Raw genomic sequence first — 20,104 nt, forward strand, 5'->3', positions numbered from 1 at the left:
GAACTCCTTTTTCTAATGTTTAAAGAAATAAATTTAAGGAATCATTCATCCTTACACAAACTATTTTACAGTCTCCTTAGCTTTAAATAGACCATACTTGTATATTAAATACTTTTTATTTGATAACAAATAACTAATATATAGAAAACGAGGACAAAAAAAGACGCGATATTAAACTACGTCTTTTTAGAGCTGTTATTAATCTTTAACTTTATTTATTTGGCAATCGCTAAAGCCGTAACGACAAATGCGGCAATCATTGCAACCGTAAAGCCAACAATTCCTAACAATACATTCATTTTAGTCATCTTCTTCTACTTAAATGTTATGTTTCTATATGAGTACATAATTACTATAACATAAAAGAAAAATAGTGACACAACAAAATGTAAGCGTTCTTACTCTTTTAAATCAACAAACGGAGCATGACAGAATTTGGCTAAGTCTTCTGGGTTTAGGAAAACACTGCGTCCAACTTCACCACTGGAAACACCAATTTCAGGATTTCCTTGCATCGAGTCATCCAAATAAATAGGGAATTTTTCCTTGAAGTAAATTCCAATTGGGGTATTAGCACCATGAACATAACCAGTTGTCTTAGCTAATTTCTTTAGTGGCAACATTTCACACTTTTTGTTGCCAGAAACTTTAGCTAGTTTTTTCATGCTCAAATGTTCAGTAATTGGGACAACTCCGACTAAAGGACCGGTTTTATTTCCCTCGCAGACGAGAGTTTTGTAGACTAAATGCTCTTTGTCTTCTAGAATAGAAGTGTCCATTTGTGCAACTCCGCCTTTATCTTCGGAAACTGCAAACTGGGCTTGACGATACTTGATCTTATTTTGGTCTAAAATCTTTTCGACTAATGTTTTTTCAAGTTTGTTCTTTTTATTTTTCTTTTTTGACATATTTATCACCTTTTATCATGATAGCATTATGCCAAGAAAATCCCAAAGGAGATTATATTAATGAAATTACTAATTATTAAAATTGATACTAGCCATGAAGTTGAAGACGCTTTGAGTGTCTTTGCTTTAGATAATTTAAATGCACTAGGGGTAGAATCAAGAAACCGTAGTGACTTTGAACAAGCTAGTTGGTTACATGATTCAACCGTTGTTGAAATGGACGATATCAAGGACTTGCCTAAGGATACCTACTTTTATGCTTATTTTGATGAAGAAGCAGATAAAGATGCTTTAGTCAAAAAATTTCAGGATAAGCTTAAAGAGTTAAAAGATTATGGCTTAAATGTTGGGGATGCCAAAATCACCACGTCTTATATTCAAGACCAGGATTGGAATACTGCTTGGCAAAAATATTACCATGTAATCGATTTTTCACGTCACTTGGCAATCGTCCCAGAATGGGAAGACTATAAGCCGGCTTTTAAAGACCAACAAATAATTAAATTAGATCCAGGCTTGGCTTTTGGTACAGGCAACCATAAAACAACCAAACTAGCAATGATGGGACTAGAACGAGTAATGGTTAAACCAATGAATGTAGTGGATGTTGGTACTGGTTCTGGTATTTTAGCCATTGCTGCTTCTAAGTTAGGTGCAACTGATGTTTTAGCTACCGATATTTCTGATGAATCAATGACGGCTGCTAAGCAAAATGCTGCCTTAAATAATATTAAAAACATTCATACTCAAAAAACTAGTTTATTAGCTGATGTTAAAGGTAAATTTGATATTATCGTAGCTAATATTTTGGCAGAAATTTTACTTGATTTGATTCCTCAAATGGATACCCATTTAAATGATGGTGGTCGAGTTATTTTCTCAGGAATTGATTACTTACAATTGCCTAAGATTGAAAAGTCATTAGATGAGAATGGCTTTAAGATTGACTTGACAATGCGTCAAGAACGTTGGGTTGGACTAGTAATTACTAGAAAAGAAAAATAAATATGGTAGAATATTGTCAATTAAATTAAACTTTGATGAGAGGCTCGATTTTTGATGAAAAAAGTAGGAGATAAAATTAAAGCAGTTCCAATAATTAAGAAGCTGAATTCTCATCCTTGGATGCCACTTGTCTGGTGGAGTATTTTAGTTGTAGCTTTACCGTATATTTTTAGTTTATGTCGGATACTAATAGTGTGGCGTGAAGCAATATTATTTTTTATTCTTAATAGTATTATTGCTTATCACTTAGGCATTCTAATTAACAAGCTTAATTTATCTAAGTGGTGGGTTCTTTTAATGCCTGTGCTTTTCTGCTTAGCAGTGCTACCGCATTTTGCTTTGTATAATTTAATGTTTGGTTTAATTTATTTAATAATTGAAACTTTCGGTTTGATAAATAAAAACGTTTACCGCTAGAAGGGATGACCATAATGTCCAAATACATTGAAATGACGCATGATCAGGTAATTGATACCTGTAAAAAGTATATGAATAATGATCAAGTTGCTTTTGTTGAAAAGGCATATGAATTTGCTAATAAAGCTCATGCTGGACAAAAACGTGCATCCGGTCAGCCTTATATTATTCATCCGACGCAAGTAGCGGGAACTTTAGCAACTTTAGGGTTAGATCCTGATACAGTTGCGGCTGGTTTTTTACATGATACTGTAGAAGATACGCCAGTTACTAATGACGAATTAAAAGAAAAATTCGGCGAAGATGTTGCTTTTATTGTTGATGGTGTAACTAAGTTAAATAAATATGAATATAAATCCCATCAAGAATTTTTGGCTGAAAATCACCGTAAGATGTTAATTGCTATGGCTAAGGACTTACGCGTAATTATGGTTAAGTTAGCCGATCGTTTGCATAACATGCATACTTTGCAGCACTTACGGCCAGACAAGCAACGGCGAATTGCATCAGAAACGATGGATATTTATGCTCCATTAGCTGATCGGTTAGGTATCGGAACCATTAAGTGGGAATTAGAGGATATGTCGTTCCATTATCTTAATCCAGAGGCATATTATCGTATTGTTAACTTAATGGACGTGAAGCGGAGTCAACGCGAAAAGTATATTGCTGACACGATCAAAACATTGAAGGAAACTTTGGATGAATTAGGCATTAAGTACGAGATTTACGGTCGACCAAAGCACATTTACTCAATTTACAAAAAGATGGTTAATAAGCATAAAGATTTTGATGAGATTTATGACTTATTAGCTGTGCGGGTAATTGTTAAAAATGTACGTGATTGTTATGCTGTGTTGGGTGCAGTTCATACGGAATGGAAGCCAATGCCAGGACGGTTTAAAGACTATATAGCGATGCCCAAGGTTAATGGCTATCAATCACTTCATACTACTATCATTGGCCCAGGTGGACGTCCGCTTGAAATTCAGATTAGAACTGAGCAGATGCATGAAGTTGCTGAATATGGTGTGGCTGCTCACTGGGCATATAAACGTGGGAACTTTACCGGTGTTGAACAAAGTACTTCTGGCGAAAAGCTAGATATGGTGCGGGAAATCCTTGAATTAAAGGATGAAACTAAAGACGCTGGCGAATTCATGAAGTCTGTTAAAAGTGATATTTTTTCAGATCGAGTTTATGTTTTTACTCCGAAAGGCGAAGTATATGAATTACCTAAGGGTTCAGTAACTTTAGATTTTGCATATGCAATTCATACTCAAGTAGGTAGCCATGCCGTTGGTGCTAAGGTCAATAATAAATTAGTGCCGCTAGATTATAAATTGCGTAATGGTGATGTGATTGAAATCATGACGCAAGCTAATGCCACGCCTTCACGTGATTGGGTGGATATGGTGAAGACCTCAAGAGCACGCAACAAGATTAGGCGTTACTTTAGAAGTCAAGACCGAGAAGAAAGTATCCAACATGGCGAACAGTTAATTGCTGATATGCTACGTAATGAAAATCTTTCACCTAAAGAGTTCATGGCAAAAGAACCAATTGAAAAATTATTGGAGCATTTCAACTACCATACTGCGGAAGAACTATATGCCGCAGTGGGCTTTGGTGACCTTTCTGCTCAAGCCGTAGTCAACCGTTTAACTGTTGATTTGCGTCGCGAAGAAGAGAATCAAAAGCAAAAAGAACTTGAAGAAAAAATTCTCAATTCAGGTCAACAAGCAGTTCAGGAAGAACAACCGAAGAAGAACTCCAATACTGCAATGAAGGTTAAACATAAAAATGGCGTCATGATTCAAGGCGTTAGTGACTTAATGCTTCATTTGGCTAAGTGTTGTAATCCGGTTCCTGGTGACAAGATCATTGGCTATGTAACAAAAGGCCGTGGTGTAACTATTCACCGAGCAGATTGCCGCAATATTACTAAAGAAGCTGAAGAACAAGGTCGTTTAATCGATGTTGAATGGGAAAATGTTGAAGAAAACAGCGTTCAATCATTCAATGCAAATATTGAAGTCTTTGGCTATAATCGTTCTAACTTGCTTAGTGACGTTATTAATAAATTAAATTCACTTACTAAAAATATTAATAATATCTCTGGTAAAGTAAATGAAGATAATATTGCTCATATGTATGTAACTGTTGCTGTTAAAAATGCAGATCAATTGGATGAAATTTTAAGCAAGTTGCGTGATATCCCAGATGTATATGAAACTAAGAGGTCAGATAATTAATGCGTGTTGTAATTCAGAGAGTAAATCATGCTCAAGTAAATATTGCTGGCAAAACGGTTGGCAAAATTGGTAAAGGCTTTTTATTATTAGTTGGCATTAAAGACGGGGATGAATTGCCAGTAGTCAAGAAAGCAGCTGCTAAAATTGCTAAGATGCGAATTTTTGAAGATGAAGCCGGCAAAACTAATTTATCTCTAAAAGATGTACAAGGCGAGATTTTAAGTGTTAGTCAATTTACTTTGTTGGCTAATACCAAAAAAGGCAATCGGCCTAGTTTTGTTGAGGCAATGCGTCCACCTAAGTCGAAAGAACTATGGGAAGACTTTAATCAAGAATTAGAAAATGATGGCTTTCATGTAGAGACTGGTGAATTTGGAGCTGATATGCAAGTTAGCCTAGAAAATGATGGTCCATTTACAATTGTGTTGGATCTTTAATAAAAATAATTTTCAAAGGTTGACAATGGCTTAAGAAAAATATAAGCTAAGAAAGAATTATCGATGACAAAGAATGTAGATTAGCAATGATCTATTTAAAGAGACTGCTCATTGTGGTGAAAGAGCAGATAGATCGCGGTCTGTGACACCTTTAACAGATAATGGATCGTCTGGCGAGCGTTAATCGCAGCAAACCAAAAGGTGGTACCGTGCTAATTTATGCGCCCTTGATTCAGTTCAAGGGCGCTTTTTATTTTTAATAAGTTATCAAAGAATAAAAAAGGGTGATTAAATGAGAGTTCAAAAACCTAAAGGAACAGTTGATATTTTGCCTGATCAATCAGGTTCTTGGCAAAAAGTTGAAGAAACTGCAAGAAATTTCTTCAATCGAGCAAACTATCGTGAAATTCGCACGCCAAGTTTTGAAAATTATGAAATTTTTGCACGTTCAAGTGGTGATAGTTCAGAAATTGTTGAAAAGCAAATGTACGATTTCGACGATAAAGGTGGACGCCATATTGCGCTTCGTCCAGAAGGAACAGCGGGTGTAGTACGTGCTTATGTAGAAGATAAGATGTATGCTCCAGAAGTTGTAAAGCCGTTCAATGTCTTTTATATGGAATCAACTTTTAGATATGAAAGACCTCAAGCTGGTCGACAACGTGAATTCCACCAAATCGGGGTAGAAAGCTTCGGTTCAAGCAATCCATTAAGTGATGTACAAACAATCATGATGGGGCATGACTTATTAGGTGAGTTAGGCGTTAAAAACTATCAATTGCACATTAATACTTTGGGTAATGAACAAGTACGCCAAGACTATCACGATGCTTTAGTTAACTACTTTACGCCACTTAAAGATGAATTATCAGAAGATTCACAAAGAAGATTGCGTGATAATCCATTACGTATTTTGGATTCTAAAGATGATCGTGATAAGAAGTTTTTACCAAATGCACCTAAGATTCGTGAATTCTTAGATGATGATTCAAAAGCTAACTTTGAAGCAATTTTGAAGATGCTTGACCAACTTGGAATTGATTACGTAATTGATGATGATCTTGTCCGTGGCCTTGATTATTACACAGGTATTATCTTTGAATTTATGGTTGAAGATAAGAGTTTGTGGGAAAGTGCTACTACTATTCTTGGTGGTGGTAGATATGATCACCTAGTAGAAGAATTTAATGGTCCTGCTACTCCAGCTGTTGGATTTGGTATTGGTGAAGAAAGATTAATGCTAGTTTTGGAAAAGCAAAATCCTGCTTTATTTGAAAAACGTGGCATTGACTTCTTTATTACTAACATTGGTGAAGGTACTGCTCAAAAAGCAATTGAAATTGCTAGAAGTTTACGTAATCAAGGCTTTGAAGCGGACTTTGATGTTAACCAAAAGAAGTTAAAGAATCAGTTCAAGAAGGCAGACCGTGAAGATGCTAAGTACGTTATTACTTTAGGTGCAAAAGAACTTGCCGATGGTGTTTTAAACATTAAGCGTTTAGCTGATGGTAAGACTATTGATTTAAGTTTGGAAGACCTTAATGATATGAGTAAAGTAATGAAAGAGTTAAAGGATTAACAATGGAAAAAATTGAAAAAAGAACAGATTATTGTGGTAATATCACCGAAAAGTACATTGGTGAAGATGTAAACCTCTATGGTTGGGTACAACGTGTACGTAACTTGGGTAACTTGGTGTTTATCGATTTGCGTGACCGTGAAGGTATTGTACAAATCGTAGTTAATAAAGATTCCGGTAAAGAATTAATGGATATTGCCAACTCCCTCGGTAATGAATACGTTATTCAAGTTAAGGGTAAAGTTGTTAAGCGTTCAGAAGTTAACCCTGATATGAAGACTGGTCAAGTTGAAGTTGATGCAACTGAGATCACTATTTTGAATAAGGCCAAGAATCCACCATTTGAAATCAAGAATGATGTAGAAATTTCAGAACAAACCAGATTAAAGTATCGTTACCTTGACTTGCGTCGTCCGGAATTGCAACAAGCAATTATCTTACGTTCAAAGATTTTGCGTGCAACTCATGAATTCTTTGATGAAAATGGTTTTATTGATATTGAAACGCCAATCCTAGGTAAGTCATCTCCTGAAGGTGCACGTGACTACTTAGTACCTTCTAGAATTTACCCAGGTAGTTTCTACGCTTTGCCACAATCACCACAATTGTTTAAGCAATTATTAATGGGTGCTGGTTTTGACAAATACTATCAATTAGCTCGTTGTTTCCGTGATGAAGACCTTCGTGGTGACCGTCAACCTGAATTTACTCAGATTGATATGGAAATGTCATTTGCTGATGAAGAAACGATTCAAAGCTACACTGAAGGTCTTTTGAAGAAGATTATGAAGGATGTTAAGGAAATCGACCTTAAGACACCAATCAAGCGAATTACTTGGACTGATTCCATGAATAAATACGGTTGTGACAAGCCAGATACTCGTTATGGTATGTTGATTCATGACTTAAGTCCAATCTTTAAGGACAGCGACTTCAAGGTGTTCTCAGGTGCAATTGCTGATGGCGGTTTTGTTAAAGGAATTGCCGTTAAAAATGGTGCTAAAGAATACTCACGCAAGAAAATTGATAAAAAGGCTGACTTTATCAAACGCTTCCACGCTAAGGGCTTAGCTTGGGTTAAGTTTGAAGATGGCGAATTCTCAGGTCCTGTAGCACGCTTTTTAACTGATGAAAACAAAGAAGCTTTGAAGAAGGAATTCGATCTTGAAGGCGGCGAATTAGTTGTATTTGTAGCTGACAAGTGGAAGGTCTGCTGTGATTCTCTTGACCACCTTCGTCGTGAATTTGCTAAAGAAACTGGCATTATTCCTAAGGGCGTATATGACTTTGTATGGGTTGTTGATTGGCCATTGTTTGAATATGATGAAGGTCTTGGTCGCTGGGTAGCTGCTCACCACCCATTTACTATGCCAGATGATGAAGGCGTTAAGCTTTTAACTACTGATCCACATAAGGCTCATGCTCGTAGTTACGACATCGTTATGAACGGTGATGAAATGGGTGGTGGTTCAATTCGTATTCATAAGCGTTCAATTCAAGAGAATATGTTTAAGGCTCTTGGCTTTACTAAGAAACGTGCTTATGAACAATTTGGCTACTTGATGGATGCCTTAGACATGGGCTTCCCACCACATGCAGGTTTAGCTATTGGTCTTGATCGATTTGCAATGATGCTTGCTGATAAGGATAATATTCGTGACGTTACTGCATTCCCTAAGAATGCTTCTGCTTCAGAACCAATGATGCATGCTCCAGCTCCAGTAGCTGACCAGCAACTTAATGATTTGGGGATTGAAGTTGAAGAAAAATACCAAGATAGTGTAAAAGCAACTGAAGAGCGTCTTGAAAAGATGGCCGCTGAAGATGCTGCAGAAAATTCAACTTGGGATAAGTAATTAATCGCATAAAAATAAGAGATCTCTCAAATGAGACCTCTTATTTTTGTGATTAAATTTATAAATTGTTAACAAAATTACTAATCCGATGTAAGCTTTCTTTTAGCTGTTCAGTTGATGAAGCATAGGAAAGACGTACGTAACCTTCACCGCCTTTACCAAAGTAGCGACCAGGAGTAACGCCGACCTTAGCTTTTTGAGCTAATTCAAAAGCAAACTGCTCATCATCTGTACCGTATTTTTCAGGAATTTTGGCAAAGATATAAAAAGCTCCCTGTGGTGTAGCCATTTCAAAACCTAATTTTTCCAAACCGGATTGCATAAAGGTAAGGCGTGCTTCGTAAATTTTACGCGCTTCTTTAGGATCATTTTGCCCATTGTTTAATGCTTCTACAGCAGCAATTTGGACGTTATCAGTAACTGAAGTTACTAAGAAAGAGTTAATTTTGCGGATACTCTTCATGATTTGCTTAGGTGCAGCAATATAGCCTAAGCGCCAACCAGTCATAGCATACGCTTTAGATAAACCGGAAATCAAAATATTTCTATTAGGAATATATTCAGAAAGTGAGTGGTGTTGAGCCTTGCCGTAAACAAGTTCTGCATAAATTTCATCAGTTACAGAAAAGATCTTGTATTCTTTAATAACTTCAGCTAATGCTTTAAGTGTATCAGCAGGGTAAACACGTCCAGTTGGATTAGAAGGATCAGTTAGAATAATGGCCTTTGCCCCTTTTCCGCGGCCATTAAGAACATGGCGCAAATGCTCTGGCGTTAAAATAAAACCATCTTTTTTAGTATCAACCTGAACTGGGATAGCACCGGTCATTTTAATTAGTTGGAAGTATAGTGCCCAAACTGGAGTTGGTACCAAAATCTTATCTCCAGGATTGAGTAAGGTCATAAAGATATCGTTCAAAGCTCCCGTAGCACCAACAGTGACACAAATTTCGCTAGTAGGGTCGTAATGAACATTAATTGAACGCTCAAGGTAGTTACTAATTGCTTCGAGTAACTCAGGCTTACCAGCTTGAGGAGCATAGTGAGAATCATTAGCTTGAATGTCACGGATTGCGGCTTCTTTAACATGATCAGGGGTAGCCAAATCGGGTTCACCAATGGTTAATTTAATAATACCAGGGATATTTGATACCTTTTGATCGAAAGCACGAATCTTAGAGGCAGTTAAATTATTTAGTCTTTCATTAATAATTGAGGATAAATCACTAGATAAATTTGGCATATATAAAGTTCCTTTCTGTATTACATAAATTTTAAATTACCTGTTGCTAGAAAACAACTATTTTCAGAACAACTTAAGGAATATAAAAATAGGAAAAATGGTTAATCTCATTTCTCCTATTACTTTTTTAGAACTGCGTTTAAATTAGTATAAATTGCTTTTTTTGATTGTTGGCTATTTGCAGGAAAGCAGCGATGTGGTAAAAATCCATTTAAGGGTTTAGTTAGTCTCTTAGCTGGTTTATGTGGCTTAAGTGGTTTATTAACGATTTTAACAGTAGTAGTCTTTTTATCAGGTGGTACAAATTGTGGCTCCGTTTGTTGTTTACTGCAGGCTGTTAAACTAAGCGAGAAGCCGACTAATAAAACTATTTTTGATAAATTTTTCAATTTTTCCTCCAATATAATAACTCCCAATACAATATTCTACTATTAACTGAACGATGATAAAATAAAAATAAGTTAAGTAAAGAAGAAGGATAAAAATGAGTCGAATAACGGTTTATATGACAGGTGGAATTGCTGATTATAAAGCAATTAATGTTATCCGCGATCTGGAAAAGGTGGGGCATGAGATTCGAGTAGTAATGACTAAAAATGCAGAGCATTTTGTAACTTCTAATACAGTAGCGGCCTTGACGAAAAAGCTTGTTTTAGATGATTTGTGGAGCAAGGAAAATGAAGCTAGTATACCGCATGTACATTTAGCGCGTTGGACTGAATTAGCATTAGTTTTGCCAGCAACAGCTAATTTTATTGCTAAAATGGCAAATGGAATTGCTGACGATGCGGCTAGCACAACAATTTTAGCTACGAACGCACCTAAATTACTTGTTCCAGCGATGAATGATCAAATGTGGAATAATCCAGCTACCAAGCGAAATATGACTTTTTTAAAGCAATGTGGAGTAAAAATAATGGAGCCAGCAGTAGGGATGCTAGCTGAAGGATATGCAGCTAAAGGCCGAATGCCAGAACCCCAAGAAATTATTTCATGGATAGAAGATCACTTGAATGAACACAAAATTTTAGCAGGAAAGACTATTGTAGTTACTGCCGGTGGTACTGAAGAAGCAATTGATCCTGTGAGGTTTATCGGTAATCGTTCTAGTGGAAAAATGGGGATTGCTTTTGCAACCGAGGCAGCAGCAATGGGAGCGAAAGTAAAGTTAATTTATGGTAATGTTACGGTCCCATTACCACAAGATCCTAAGATTGAGTTATTGCATACAACTAGTAGTGAGGAAATGTTGATTGCTGTTAAAAAAGAATTTAAGGATAGTAATATATTGATTATGGCAGCTGCTGTGGCGGATTGGCGGATGCAGCAAGTAGCTGATCATAAATTGAAAAAACAAGCAGATCAGCAGACTTTGACCTTAACTTTAGTTAAAACAACAGATATTTTGCATGAAGTTGCTCATAATAAAAGTAAAGGACAAATAGTTGTTGGTTTTGCAGCAGAAACAAATGATTTATTGCAAAATGCTGAAAAGAAGTTAGCTTCAAAAGGCGCAGATATAATTGTGGCTAATGATGTTTCAAAAAATGTATTTGGTAATGATGAAGATCAGGTGACGATTTTGCAAACACATGCTCCAGCCGAAAAATGGGAACGAATGACTAAACAAAAAATCGCTAGAAAGTTATTACAATTTATTGCTCAAAAATATAGTGTTCATGCATAGTTATATTAAAAGCAAATCCTGTAACAATTTTGTAATATAACATAATCGCTTGTAAATAATTCTATAGAGAACATATAGAATGTGACTTAAAATAACACGTACTTATTAGAATTGAAATTTAAGTCTTGTTAAAATAATCAAATATAGTATTATATGAGTTGGGAATTAAGAGACTGAAGAGAAAGAGTTGATAAACATCATCAGCCCTTTCTTTTTTATATATTAAAAATATGTCTTTTGTATAGGATAAAAATAAAACAGATTATCTGAATAATTTCATCAATGCACTGCTGATATGATTTTATATTGAAAATAATAACAAAGCAGTACAATATTTAAAGTGTATGTATAGGATTTAAGCTAATTTTGGTGTATGCTATTAACAGCTAGATGAATAAAAATGAGTATCATTTATTCACTATGCACATACAGGAATTAAGAAGCAGAGACATATTAGAAAAATGTAGAGGTGTAATATATGTACTCTGCTAAAACTTTGATGCTTAATAACGGAGTGGAAATTCCTCAAATTCAATTAGGAACTTGGCTAATCAATAACGATGATGTACGGAAGGTGATTCGCCAAGCAATTAATGTGGGTTACCGTGCTTTTGATACTGCTAAAGACTATGGCAATGAAAGTGGGGTTGGAAAAGGAATTTGGAATTCTGATGTTGAACGCAGTGATATTTTTTTAACAACTAAACTACCAACTGCAGTTAAAGATTATAAAGGTACTAAAAAAGCCATTGATGACGCATTGGATCGATTTAGTTTAGAATATATTGATATGCTACTAATCCATTCTCCGCAGCCATGGATTGAAGTTAACCGAGTGGATGATCGGCACTTTGAAGGTAATTTGGAAAATTGGCGCGCAATGGAAGAAGCTGTTAAAGCAGGAAAAGTTAGAACAATTGGGGTTTCTAATTTCTTACAAGAAGATGTTGACAATATAGTTAATAACGGCTCAATAAAGCCAGCTGTTAACCAAATTGAGGTTCATATTGGTCAAGTTCCAACTGAATTAATGCAATATTGTGAGGAATTAGGAATTCAAATTGAAGCTTATTCTCCACTTGCTCATGGCCGGCTATTTAATGATCATAAAATTAATCTTTATGCTAAGAAGTATCATGTTAGTCCGGCACAATTAATGTTGGCATTTGATTTGCAGTTGGGTTGTATCGTATTACCTAAAACTGATAATATTAAAGAAATGAAAGAAAATCTAAATATTGATTTTAAGATAAGTGCTGACGATATGCATGATTTAGTCGAGCTAAAAGAGAATATGCAAACTATGGCTATTTAAGGAAGGCATCGCATAAGCGGTGCTTTCTTTGTTTAAAGGAAAAAAGAATATGGATGAGATTAAATTAATTGCGATTGATATTGATGGAACATTAGCTAATTCTAAAAAAGAAATTACGCCAGCCGTTAAGAAAGCCGTTTTGATGGCGCAAGAACAAGGAAAACAAATTGTAATTTGTACAGGACGTCCTCTATCAGGTGCCCAACGCTATTTAAATGAATTGGGACTCAATGGACAAGATGATCAATATGTCGTTAGTTTTAATGGTGCAGTCGTTGAATCAACTAAAGGAAAAGTTATCTTCAAACAAGGCTTAAAGTATGAAGAATATATTGATTTAGAAGCAATTGCTCGGAAGTTAAAGCTACATTTTCATAGTGTATCATTAGATCGAATTTATACCGCTAACCGTGATTTGGGACATTATACGATTTACAATTCACGGGTGGTAAAATTAGAAGTGTCATACCGTACACAAGAAGAAATGCGGCAAATCCCTATTATTAAATGCATGTACATTGATGATCCAGGTTATTTGGATGAGAAGATAAAATCTCCATTATTTAAAAAGATGGAGGAGCGAATAGTATTTTCGAAAACGGAGCCATTTTATTATGAGGCCACAGCTGCAGGAGTTGATAAAGGAACTGGCTTAAAAAGGCTGTGTGATTATTTGAAAATAAATCGTAAAAATGTGATGGCTTTAGGTGATCAAGCTAACGATATGCCAATGTTAAAGTACGCTGGATTAGGTGTAGCAATGGGCAATGCAGTTGAATATACTAAAGTGCATGCTGATGAAATTACAGCTGATTGTGATCATGATGGCGTAGCAGTTGCTATAAATAAAATTCTAAAGTAGGATGTTTTGTTAACTAAATAGTGGTATCTTTACTTTAAGGTAAAAATTGAATAGAGGTCTGAAATAATGAATAAAGCAAAAATTTTAGTTTTGGGTGGTCTAAGAGAAGATGCACTAACTGATTTGAAGGAGGTTTGTCAAGTTGATATAGGTCCAGTGGGGCATCGTCCTGAAGATGATCGTGAATGGGTACTTGATCATATTGCTGAATATGACGGCGTCATTGTGGCTAAAATGGTTTTTGATCAAGAAATGATTGATGCTGCTAAAAATTTGAAAATAATCTCAACCTATGGTGTTGGCTTTGATCATGTTGATATTGAATATGCTAAAGAAAAGAGCATCGTAGTTTCTAATTGTCCTAAGAGTGTATTGCGTCCAACTGCAGAATTGGCTTGGACTTTGATTATGGCATCAGCTCGTAGACTGCATTATTATGATCATGCTTTACGTGAGGGCGTATATCTAAATGCTGATGAATATGACAATCAAGGATACTCAATTGAGGGTAAGACTTTAGGTATTTTAGGCTTAGGGCGAATTGGTCAACAGGTTGCTCGCTTTGCCAGAGCATTTGGCATGAAGGTTATTTATCATAATCGTCATCAAGCAGATGAAAAAGTTGTTGCTGAGTTAGGTGCAAAGTATGTTGATTTAGATACTTTAGCTAAGGAATCAGATTTTGTGAGTTTACACACTCCTGCAACTGATGAAACCTATCATATTATTGATGCAGACTTTTTAAAGAAGATGAAAGATACTGCTTTTTTAGTCAATGTTGCTCGCGGATCATTAGTTGATGGGGATGCACTGATTGCAGCTTTAAAGAATGGTTCAATTGCTGGAGCTGCATTGGACGTATTTGAAAATGAACCATATCCAAAGCCAGAATTAGTTGGAATGGATAATGTAATTATGACCCCTCACGTTGGTTCAGCTACTCATGTTGCTAGATTTAATCTTTCTCAAGAAGCTGCTAATAATGTTTTGTCATTCTTTAAAGATAATAAGGCAATTAATCAAATTAATTAGATGATAAATCTAACTAGTAAAAAAGACGATTCTAATGAATCGCCTTTTTCTTTACATAATTTTTATTAATGTTAATCATGCTCAAGTTGACTGTGATGGTAGCCATAAACGAAATAAATTATTGCCCCAATAATTAACCAAATTGCTGCCATTAGGTAAACTTCAGAGCTTAAATGACAAATCATAAAGATGCAAATTAAGCCAGAAATGATTGGCAGATAAGGATAACCAGGTACTTTGAAACCATCGTTAACAATATCGGTTCTCTTTCTTAGTTTTAGAATCCCAAAGGAAACTAAAGTAAAGGCAAAAAGAGTTCCGAAATTAACTAAATTAGCTAATTGATCTACAGAGAAGAAAGCCGCGCCAGCTGCAATGATAATGGTTACTACAATTAAAGCATTTTGAGGAGAATTATGTTTTTTGTCTAGTTTGTTAAAAGCACTTGGCAATAAACCATCGCGTGCCATGGCATAAATTAAGCGAGAACTTGAGTAAATCATGGTGAGCATCATTGTAGCCATTCCTAACATTGCTCCAAATGAAAGAAGCTCAGCTACCCAATTTTGGTGAACATATTGCAAAGCAAATGCAACTGGATTAGATACGTTTAATTTGGTGTAATTAACCATTCCGGTCAAAACAATTGAAACGCCAAAGTAGAGTACTGCAGCAATAGCTAATGTACCAATAATTCCTAAAGGCATATTTTTCTTAGGGTTCTTAACTTCAGCTGCCGATGAGGAGACAACGTCGAAACCTAAGAAGGCAAAGAATACTGTAGTTGCTCCTTTAATAACGCCTGAAAAATGATATGGCAAAAATGGTTGGTAATTGTTTGGTTTGATAAATTGCAAGCCAACGAAAATAAAAATTAAAATAATGGCGATTTTAATAAAAACTGCTACTACATTAATCTTGATTGAATTTTTCATTCCGCGTGATAGTAAAATACTGATAAGTAAAATAATCAAGACAGAAACTAAATCAAAGTAGACACCATGATGAAGATCCATAGGACCAGAGACAGCGTGCGGTATTTTTAGGCTAAATGGTGCAATGAATGAACTGAAGTATGATGACCAGCCCGCTGCAACTGTTGCTACAGAAAGCATATATTCTAGAATCAAAGCCCAACCAATAATCCAGCCAGTAAATTCGCCGTAAACGATGTTACCGTATGAGTAAGCAGATCCAGCGACTGGAATTGCTGAAGCGAATTCGGCATAGCACATTCCAGCTAGCGCACAAACGATTGCTGCTACTACAAATGATAAACTTACTCCTGGTCCAGCTAAAGTTGCTGCTACAGTTCCGGGTAAGATAAAAATCCCAGTTCCGATAACAGCGCCTACGCCAAGTGACATTAAGTCGACAGCATTCATTGTCTTAGAAAATTTAATGTCTTTGCCAAGATAATTTTGAACGCTTTGTTTTCTAAAAAGATTAAATTTCATTCGCAAACTTCCCTTATTTATAGATTAGATTAATTTTACATGATATTTTTAATTTTTGAAAGAAGAAAAACGCTCCATGATCCCATAGAGCGCTTTAGTTAATTGGCTTTAATTTTTTGTTTGTACCATTTACAGGAAAAATAAATTATGGCAATTAAAATAAACCCAACAATAATTAAAGAGTATTCTTCGAAAATCAGGACCAGCTGTTCCCAATTTTCTCCCATATAAGAGCCTAATCCGACTAAAATTGTATTCCAAATTAAGCTTCCTAAGCTTGTGTAAATAAGAAACTTAGGTAATTTTACTTTTGCAATGCCAGCAGGAATAGAAATTAAGCTGCGAATGACAGGGATGCAGCGTCCGTAAAAAATAGCTCCGGTGCCATATTTATCGAACCAATTAACTGCTTTTTGTACATTTCCCTTTTTAAAACCTAATAGCTTAAACATTTTATGGTTAAATAGTTTTTCTAAACGATTAGGATTGAGCAAGGTTCCAATCCAGTATAAGATTAAGGCTCCGATTACTGCTCCAATTGTTGAAGCAATAATTACACCGATAACGTTCATTTGAGAATGATGAGTTGCAAAGCCAGCAAAAGAAAGAATCACTTCAGATGGAATAGGGGGAAAGATATTTTCAATTGCGATTAATAAGCTGATAGCTAGATAGCCGAATTGATCAATTAGGTCAAAAACTAGGTTAGTCATCAAGTTCCTCCTTAAATAAGATTTATTACAAATATAGCAATTTTTATTAGGAATAGCTATTTCTATAAGCAAAGTTAAGATCTTCTTAAACAGTATGTGTTAAACTATTAAATGCAATTTTTTTCAGTGAGATGAGATAATGACAACACAATTAATTGAAAATAAATTAAAACTTTTACCTGAAAAACCAGGTTGCTATTTAATGAAAGATGTAAACGGCACGGTTATTTATGTTGGTAAATCTAAAAATTTAAAGAATCGAGTTCGTTCATATTTTAAGAGTAAACAAGTTGGTCGTAGAGCTGAATTAGTTCGTGAAATTCGGGACTATGACATTATTACTGTTTCAACTGATAAGGAAGCTTTTTTACTTGAAATCACATTAATAAAAAAATATCAGCCATATTATAATGTGCAGTTAAAGCAAGGAACCGGTTATCCTTATATTGAGATCACCCGTGAACATGATCCGCAAACTCGGCTAACTAGCATTGTGCATAAAGATGGGGGCTATTATTTTGGCCCTTATCCCAATGTATACGCAGCTCAGGCTACGTTAAAATTTATTCAAAAAGTTTTTCCATTAAGACGGTGTCATGGCTATCAAGGTAGACCATGTCTTTATTACCATATGGGACAATGCTTAGGCGCTTGTTTTAAAAAAGTGCCACAAAAAGAGTACGATGAGCAGATTAAAAAGATTAAAAGCTTTTTGAACGGTGATATTGCTAGCGTTAAGCAAAATTTAACTGAAAAAATGACACAGGCAGCTGGCAATCTTGAATTTGAGCGAGCAGCTGAAATTCGAGATCAGTTGAAGTATATTGAAGAGACGGTTGAGAAGCAGAAAATTATTTCTAATGACAATACTCAACGCGATATCTTTAATTATTACGTTGATAAGTCATGGATTTCAATTCAAATCTTTTTCTTGCGTCAGGCGAAATTATTGCGTAGAGAAACCAGAATGTTTCCTTTAACCGATGCGGCGGATCCTGAAGATGCATTCACGTCGTTTATTGTTCAATTTTATGGGCAAAGAAATAGAGTTCTACCTAAAGAAGTTTTGATTCCTGAAGGCTTTGATAATGCTACCTTAGCTGAGGTTTTAAAGGTGCCAGTTAGAACACCGCAGCGGGGGCAAAAGAAATCATTGCTAGAGATGGCTCATGATAATGCTAAATTGAAATTAGATGACAAGTTTAGGTTATTGGAGTTAGGTAATCGTAAAACTAAAGGAGCACAAAAAGAAATTTTTGATGCTTTAGGCCTGCCATATGGTCATTTTATTGAAAGTTTTGACCACTCTCATATTCAAGGTGCTGATCCGGTTTCTGCTTTAGTTGTTTTTAAAGATGGTGAACCTGAGAAAACAGCTTATCGGAAATATAAGTTAAAGGGCGAAGTTGAACATCAAAATGGTGGCGATGAAGTCCGCAACACTAGAGAGGTTGTCAGAAGAAGATATGGTAGATTGTTGCGTGAACATAAAAGAATGCCTGATCTAATTTTAATGGATGGGGGACAAATTCAAGTTGATGCTTGTTTAGATGTTTTACGCAATGAACTCAATTTGAATATTCCAGTTGCCGGTATGGTTAAAGATGATAAACATAGGACTAATCACTTGCTGTTTGGTGATCCAATTAACGGGATTCCGTTGAAATTGATCCCGCTTAATCCAAAGTCCGAAGGCTTTTACTTGATGACACGAATTCAGGATGAAGTTCACCGTTTTGCCATTACTTTTCATAGAAGACGACATGCCAAGAATGCTTTATCTAGTCGATTAGATTCGATTAAGGGCATTGGGCCTAAAAGTCGTAATAAACTTTTGCGCAAATTTGGTTCACTGAAGAAAATTAAAGAGGCATCGATTGATGACTTGCGTCGAGCAGGACTCACACTGCCTCAAGCACAAACAGTAAAATTGACATTGTAATCCGAGAAAACGCGATATCATGCGCGTTTCTGTGGTATAGTATTAAAAGTTAGATTGAGACGGAAGGAAGAGATAAACATGCCTACATTTGTTGATCAAACTAAAATTGAAGTACAAGCCGGAAAAGGCGGCGATGGCATGGTGGCTTTCCGCCATGAAAAATACGTTCCTAATGGCGGTCCAGCTGGTGGTGATGGGGGCCGTGGCGGCAGTATTATTTTTGTTGCTGACAGCGGCTTAAGAACTTTAATGGATTTTCGCTACCGGCGTAAGTTTAAGGCGGATAGTGGAGAAAATGGCCGGATTAAGTCACAATATGGTCGTGCTGCCAAAGATCTTTATTTAAAGGTTCCAGTGGGAACTACTGTATACGATTATGATACTAATGAATTGATTGGCGATTTAACTGAAAAAGGTCAAGAATTAGTTGTTGCTAAAGGTGGTCGCGGTGGCCGCGGCAATATTCATTTTGCTACTAGTGTTAATACCGCACCAGAAATTGCTGAAAATGGTGAACCAGGTGAAGATCGTGTTTTACGCTTAGAGCTGAAATTGCTGGCCGATGTTGGTTTAGTTGGTTTCCCTTCAGTTGGTAAGTCAACATTGTTATCAGTAACAACTAAGGCAAAGCCAAAGATTGCTGCTTATCAATTTACGACTTTGACTCCTAATTTAGGAATGGTTATTTTGCCAGATGGTCGTGATTTTTCAATGGCAGATTTGCCAGGATTAATTGAAGGGGCTAGTCAAGGCGTTGGCCTAGGAATTCAATTTTTACGTCACGTTGAAAGAACCAAAGTAATCTTACATTTAGTTTCAATGGATCCTAATAATGGTCGTGAAGCAATTGATGATTACCATACCATTAAAAAAGAACTTAAAAATTACGAAACTGACTTGTCCAAGAAGCGAGAATTGATTGTAGCTTCACAAATGGATATTTCTGGTGCTGAGGAAAAATTAGCTGAGTTTAAAAAAGCGTTAAAAGCAGAAGAAAATAATGAACCTATTTATGAGATTTCAAGTGTAACTCATAAAGGGGTAAACAAGTTGATGTCGGATACTGCCAACTTAGTGGCTGAGGTTGAACAAGAACGGGCTGAAGTACAACCTAAGCTTGCACAAAAGACTAAAGAATACAAATATCAGGCACCACAAAAGAATGAATTTACAGTTGAACAAGTCGGTGAACATGAATTTATCGTTAAGGGTGAACAATTAGAAAGATTAGTTCAAATGACCAATTTAGATCACCAAGACGGTATTATGCGTTTGGCAAGAAGGCTTAAACGCTTGGGCGTTGATGACGCACTACGTGAAAAGGGAGCTGTTAATGGTGACGATGTGGCTATTGGCAAGTTTGTCTTTGAATTCGTACAATAAGAGTAGTAGAGAT

General features: G+C 35.9%; 17 protein-coding genes. 12 read left to right on the plus strand and 5 right to left on the minus strand.

Annotated features, from left to right (window positions below; all coding sequences use genetic code 11):
• Positions 1–398: 398 nt before the first annotated feature.
• Positions 399–908, minus strand: coding sequence for an aminoacyl-tRNA deacylase (locus Q0Y84_RS07220; protein WP_297952163.1), 510 nt, complete (start codon positions 906–908; stop codon positions 399–401).
• Positions 909–968: 60 nt separating this feature from the next.
• Here Q0Y84_RS07220 and prmA point away from each other — a divergent pair, with 60 nt between their 5' ends.
• From prmA to aspS, 6 genes are all read left to right on the plus strand, one after another.
• A complete protein-coding gene (gene prmA / locus Q0Y84_RS07225) occupies positions 969–1,913 on the plus strand; it encodes a 50S ribosomal protein L11 methyltransferase (RefSeq protein WP_297952165.1) in 945 nt (314 codons plus the stop codon).
• Between the two features lie 54 nt (positions 1,914–1,967).
• Entirely contained in the window at positions 1,968–2,330 is a 363-nt protein-coding gene (locus Q0Y84_RS07230) for a hypothetical protein (RefSeq protein ID WP_297952255.1), read from the plus strand.
• A gap of 14 nt (positions 2,331–2,344) precedes the next feature.
• Positions 2,345–4,585: a bifunctional (p)ppGpp synthetase/guanosine-3',5'-bis(diphosphate) 3'-pyrophosphohydrolase gene (locus Q0Y84_RS07235; protein WP_297952168.1), complete on the plus strand. Its 2,241-nt coding sequence runs from the start codon at positions 2,345–2,347 to the stop codon at positions 4,583–4,585.
• Positions 4,585–5,022: a D-aminoacyl-tRNA deacylase gene (gene dtd / locus Q0Y84_RS07240; protein ID WP_297952170.1), complete on the plus strand. Its 438-nt coding sequence runs from the start codon at positions 4,585–4,587 to the stop codon at positions 5,020–5,022. Before Q0Y84_RS07235 ends, dtd begins: the two co-directional genes overlap by 1 nt.
• 292 nt (positions 5,023–5,314) lie before the next feature.
• Entirely contained in the window at positions 5,315–6,601 is a 1,287-nt protein-coding gene (gene hisS / locus Q0Y84_RS07245; RefSeq protein ID WP_297952172.1) for a histidine--tRNA ligase, read from the plus strand.
• 2 nt (positions 6,602–6,603) lie between these two features.
• Positions 6,604–8,457 (plus strand): aspartate--tRNA ligase, encoded by a 1,854-nt coding sequence (gene aspS, locus Q0Y84_RS07250; protein WP_297952174.1) that lies wholly within the window; start codon positions 6,604–6,606, stop codon positions 8,455–8,457.
• Between the two features lie 58 nt (positions 8,458–8,515).
• On the opposite strand, the gene Q0Y84_RS07255 is transcribed toward aspS, so the two are convergent.
• Both Q0Y84_RS07255 and Q0Y84_RS07260 read right to left on the minus strand, forming a co-directional pair.
• Positions 8,516–9,700 carry an aminotransferase class I/II-fold pyridoxal phosphate-dependent enzyme gene (locus Q0Y84_RS07255; RefSeq protein ID WP_297952176.1) on the minus strand — a complete coding sequence of 395 codons (1,185 nt, stop codon included), beginning with the start codon at positions 9,698–9,700 and terminating at the stop codon, positions 8,516–8,518.
• 119 nt (positions 9,701–9,819) lie between these two features.
• Positions 9,820–10,089 carry a hypothetical protein gene (locus tag Q0Y84_RS07260; RefSeq protein WP_297952178.1) on the minus strand — a complete coding sequence of 90 codons (270 nt, stop codon included), beginning with the start codon at positions 10,087–10,089 and terminating at the stop codon, positions 9,820–9,822.
• Between the two features lie 95 nt (positions 10,090–10,184).
• Between Q0Y84_RS07260 and coaBC the strand changes: the two genes are divergently transcribed.
• From coaBC to Q0Y84_RS07280, 4 genes are all read left to right on the plus strand, one after another.
• Positions 10,185–11,387: a bifunctional phosphopantothenoylcysteine decarboxylase/phosphopantothenate--cysteine ligase CoaBC gene (coaBC, locus tag Q0Y84_RS07265; protein WP_297952181.1), complete on the plus strand. Its 1,203-nt coding sequence runs from the start codon at positions 10,185–10,187 to the stop codon at positions 11,385–11,387.
• A 478-nt stretch (positions 11,388–11,865) separates the two neighbouring features.
• Positions 11,866–12,702: an aldo/keto reductase gene (locus Q0Y84_RS07270; RefSeq protein WP_297952183.1), complete on the plus strand. Its 837-nt coding sequence runs from the start codon at positions 11,866–11,868 to the stop codon at positions 12,700–12,702.
• A 49-nt stretch (positions 12,703–12,751) separates the two neighbouring features.
• Positions 12,752–13,564 (plus strand): Cof-type HAD-IIB family hydrolase, encoded by an 813-nt coding sequence (locus Q0Y84_RS07275; RefSeq protein ID WP_297952185.1) that lies wholly within the window; start codon positions 12,752–12,754, stop codon positions 13,562–13,564.
• 66 nt (positions 13,565–13,630) lie between these two features.
• On the plus strand, positions 13,631–14,596 hold the full coding sequence (locus Q0Y84_RS07280; protein ID WP_297952187.1) for an NAD(P)-dependent oxidoreductase: 966 nt from the start codon (positions 13,631–13,633) through the stop codon (positions 14,594–14,596).
• Positions 14,597–14,667: 71 nt separating this feature from the next.
• Here the strand turns inward: Q0Y84_RS07280 and Q0Y84_RS07285 are convergent, their stop codons facing one another.
• Positions 14,668–16,053, minus strand: coding sequence for an amino acid permease (locus tag Q0Y84_RS07285; RefSeq protein ID WP_297952189.1), 1,386 nt, complete (start codon positions 16,051–16,053; stop codon positions 14,668–14,670).
• Positions 16,054–16,151: 98 nt separating this feature from the next.
• Positions 16,152–16,766 carry a DedA family protein gene (locus Q0Y84_RS07290; protein WP_297952191.1) on the minus strand — a complete coding sequence of 205 codons (615 nt, stop codon included), beginning with the start codon at positions 16,764–16,766 and terminating at the stop codon, positions 16,152–16,154.
• 139 nt (positions 16,767–16,905) lie between these two features.
• On the opposite strand from Q0Y84_RS07290, the gene uvrC reads away from it, so the two are divergent.
• On the plus strand, positions 16,906–18,708 hold the full coding sequence (gene uvrC, locus Q0Y84_RS07295; protein ID WP_297952194.1) for an excinuclease ABC subunit UvrC: 1,803 nt from the start codon (positions 16,906–16,908) through the stop codon (positions 18,706–18,708).
• 78 nt (positions 18,709–18,786) lie between these two features.
• Positions 18,787–20,091: a GTPase ObgE gene (gene obgE / locus Q0Y84_RS07300; RefSeq protein WP_297952196.1), complete on the plus strand. Its 1,305-nt coding sequence runs from the start codon at positions 18,787–18,789 to the stop codon at positions 20,089–20,091.
• Positions 20,092–20,104 lie beyond the last annotated feature (13 nt).

The sequence above is a fragment of the uncultured Lactobacillus sp. genome (genome assembly GCF_947367125.1).
Classification (GTDB): Bacteria; Bacillota; Bacilli; order Lactobacillales; family Lactobacillaceae; genus Lactobacillus.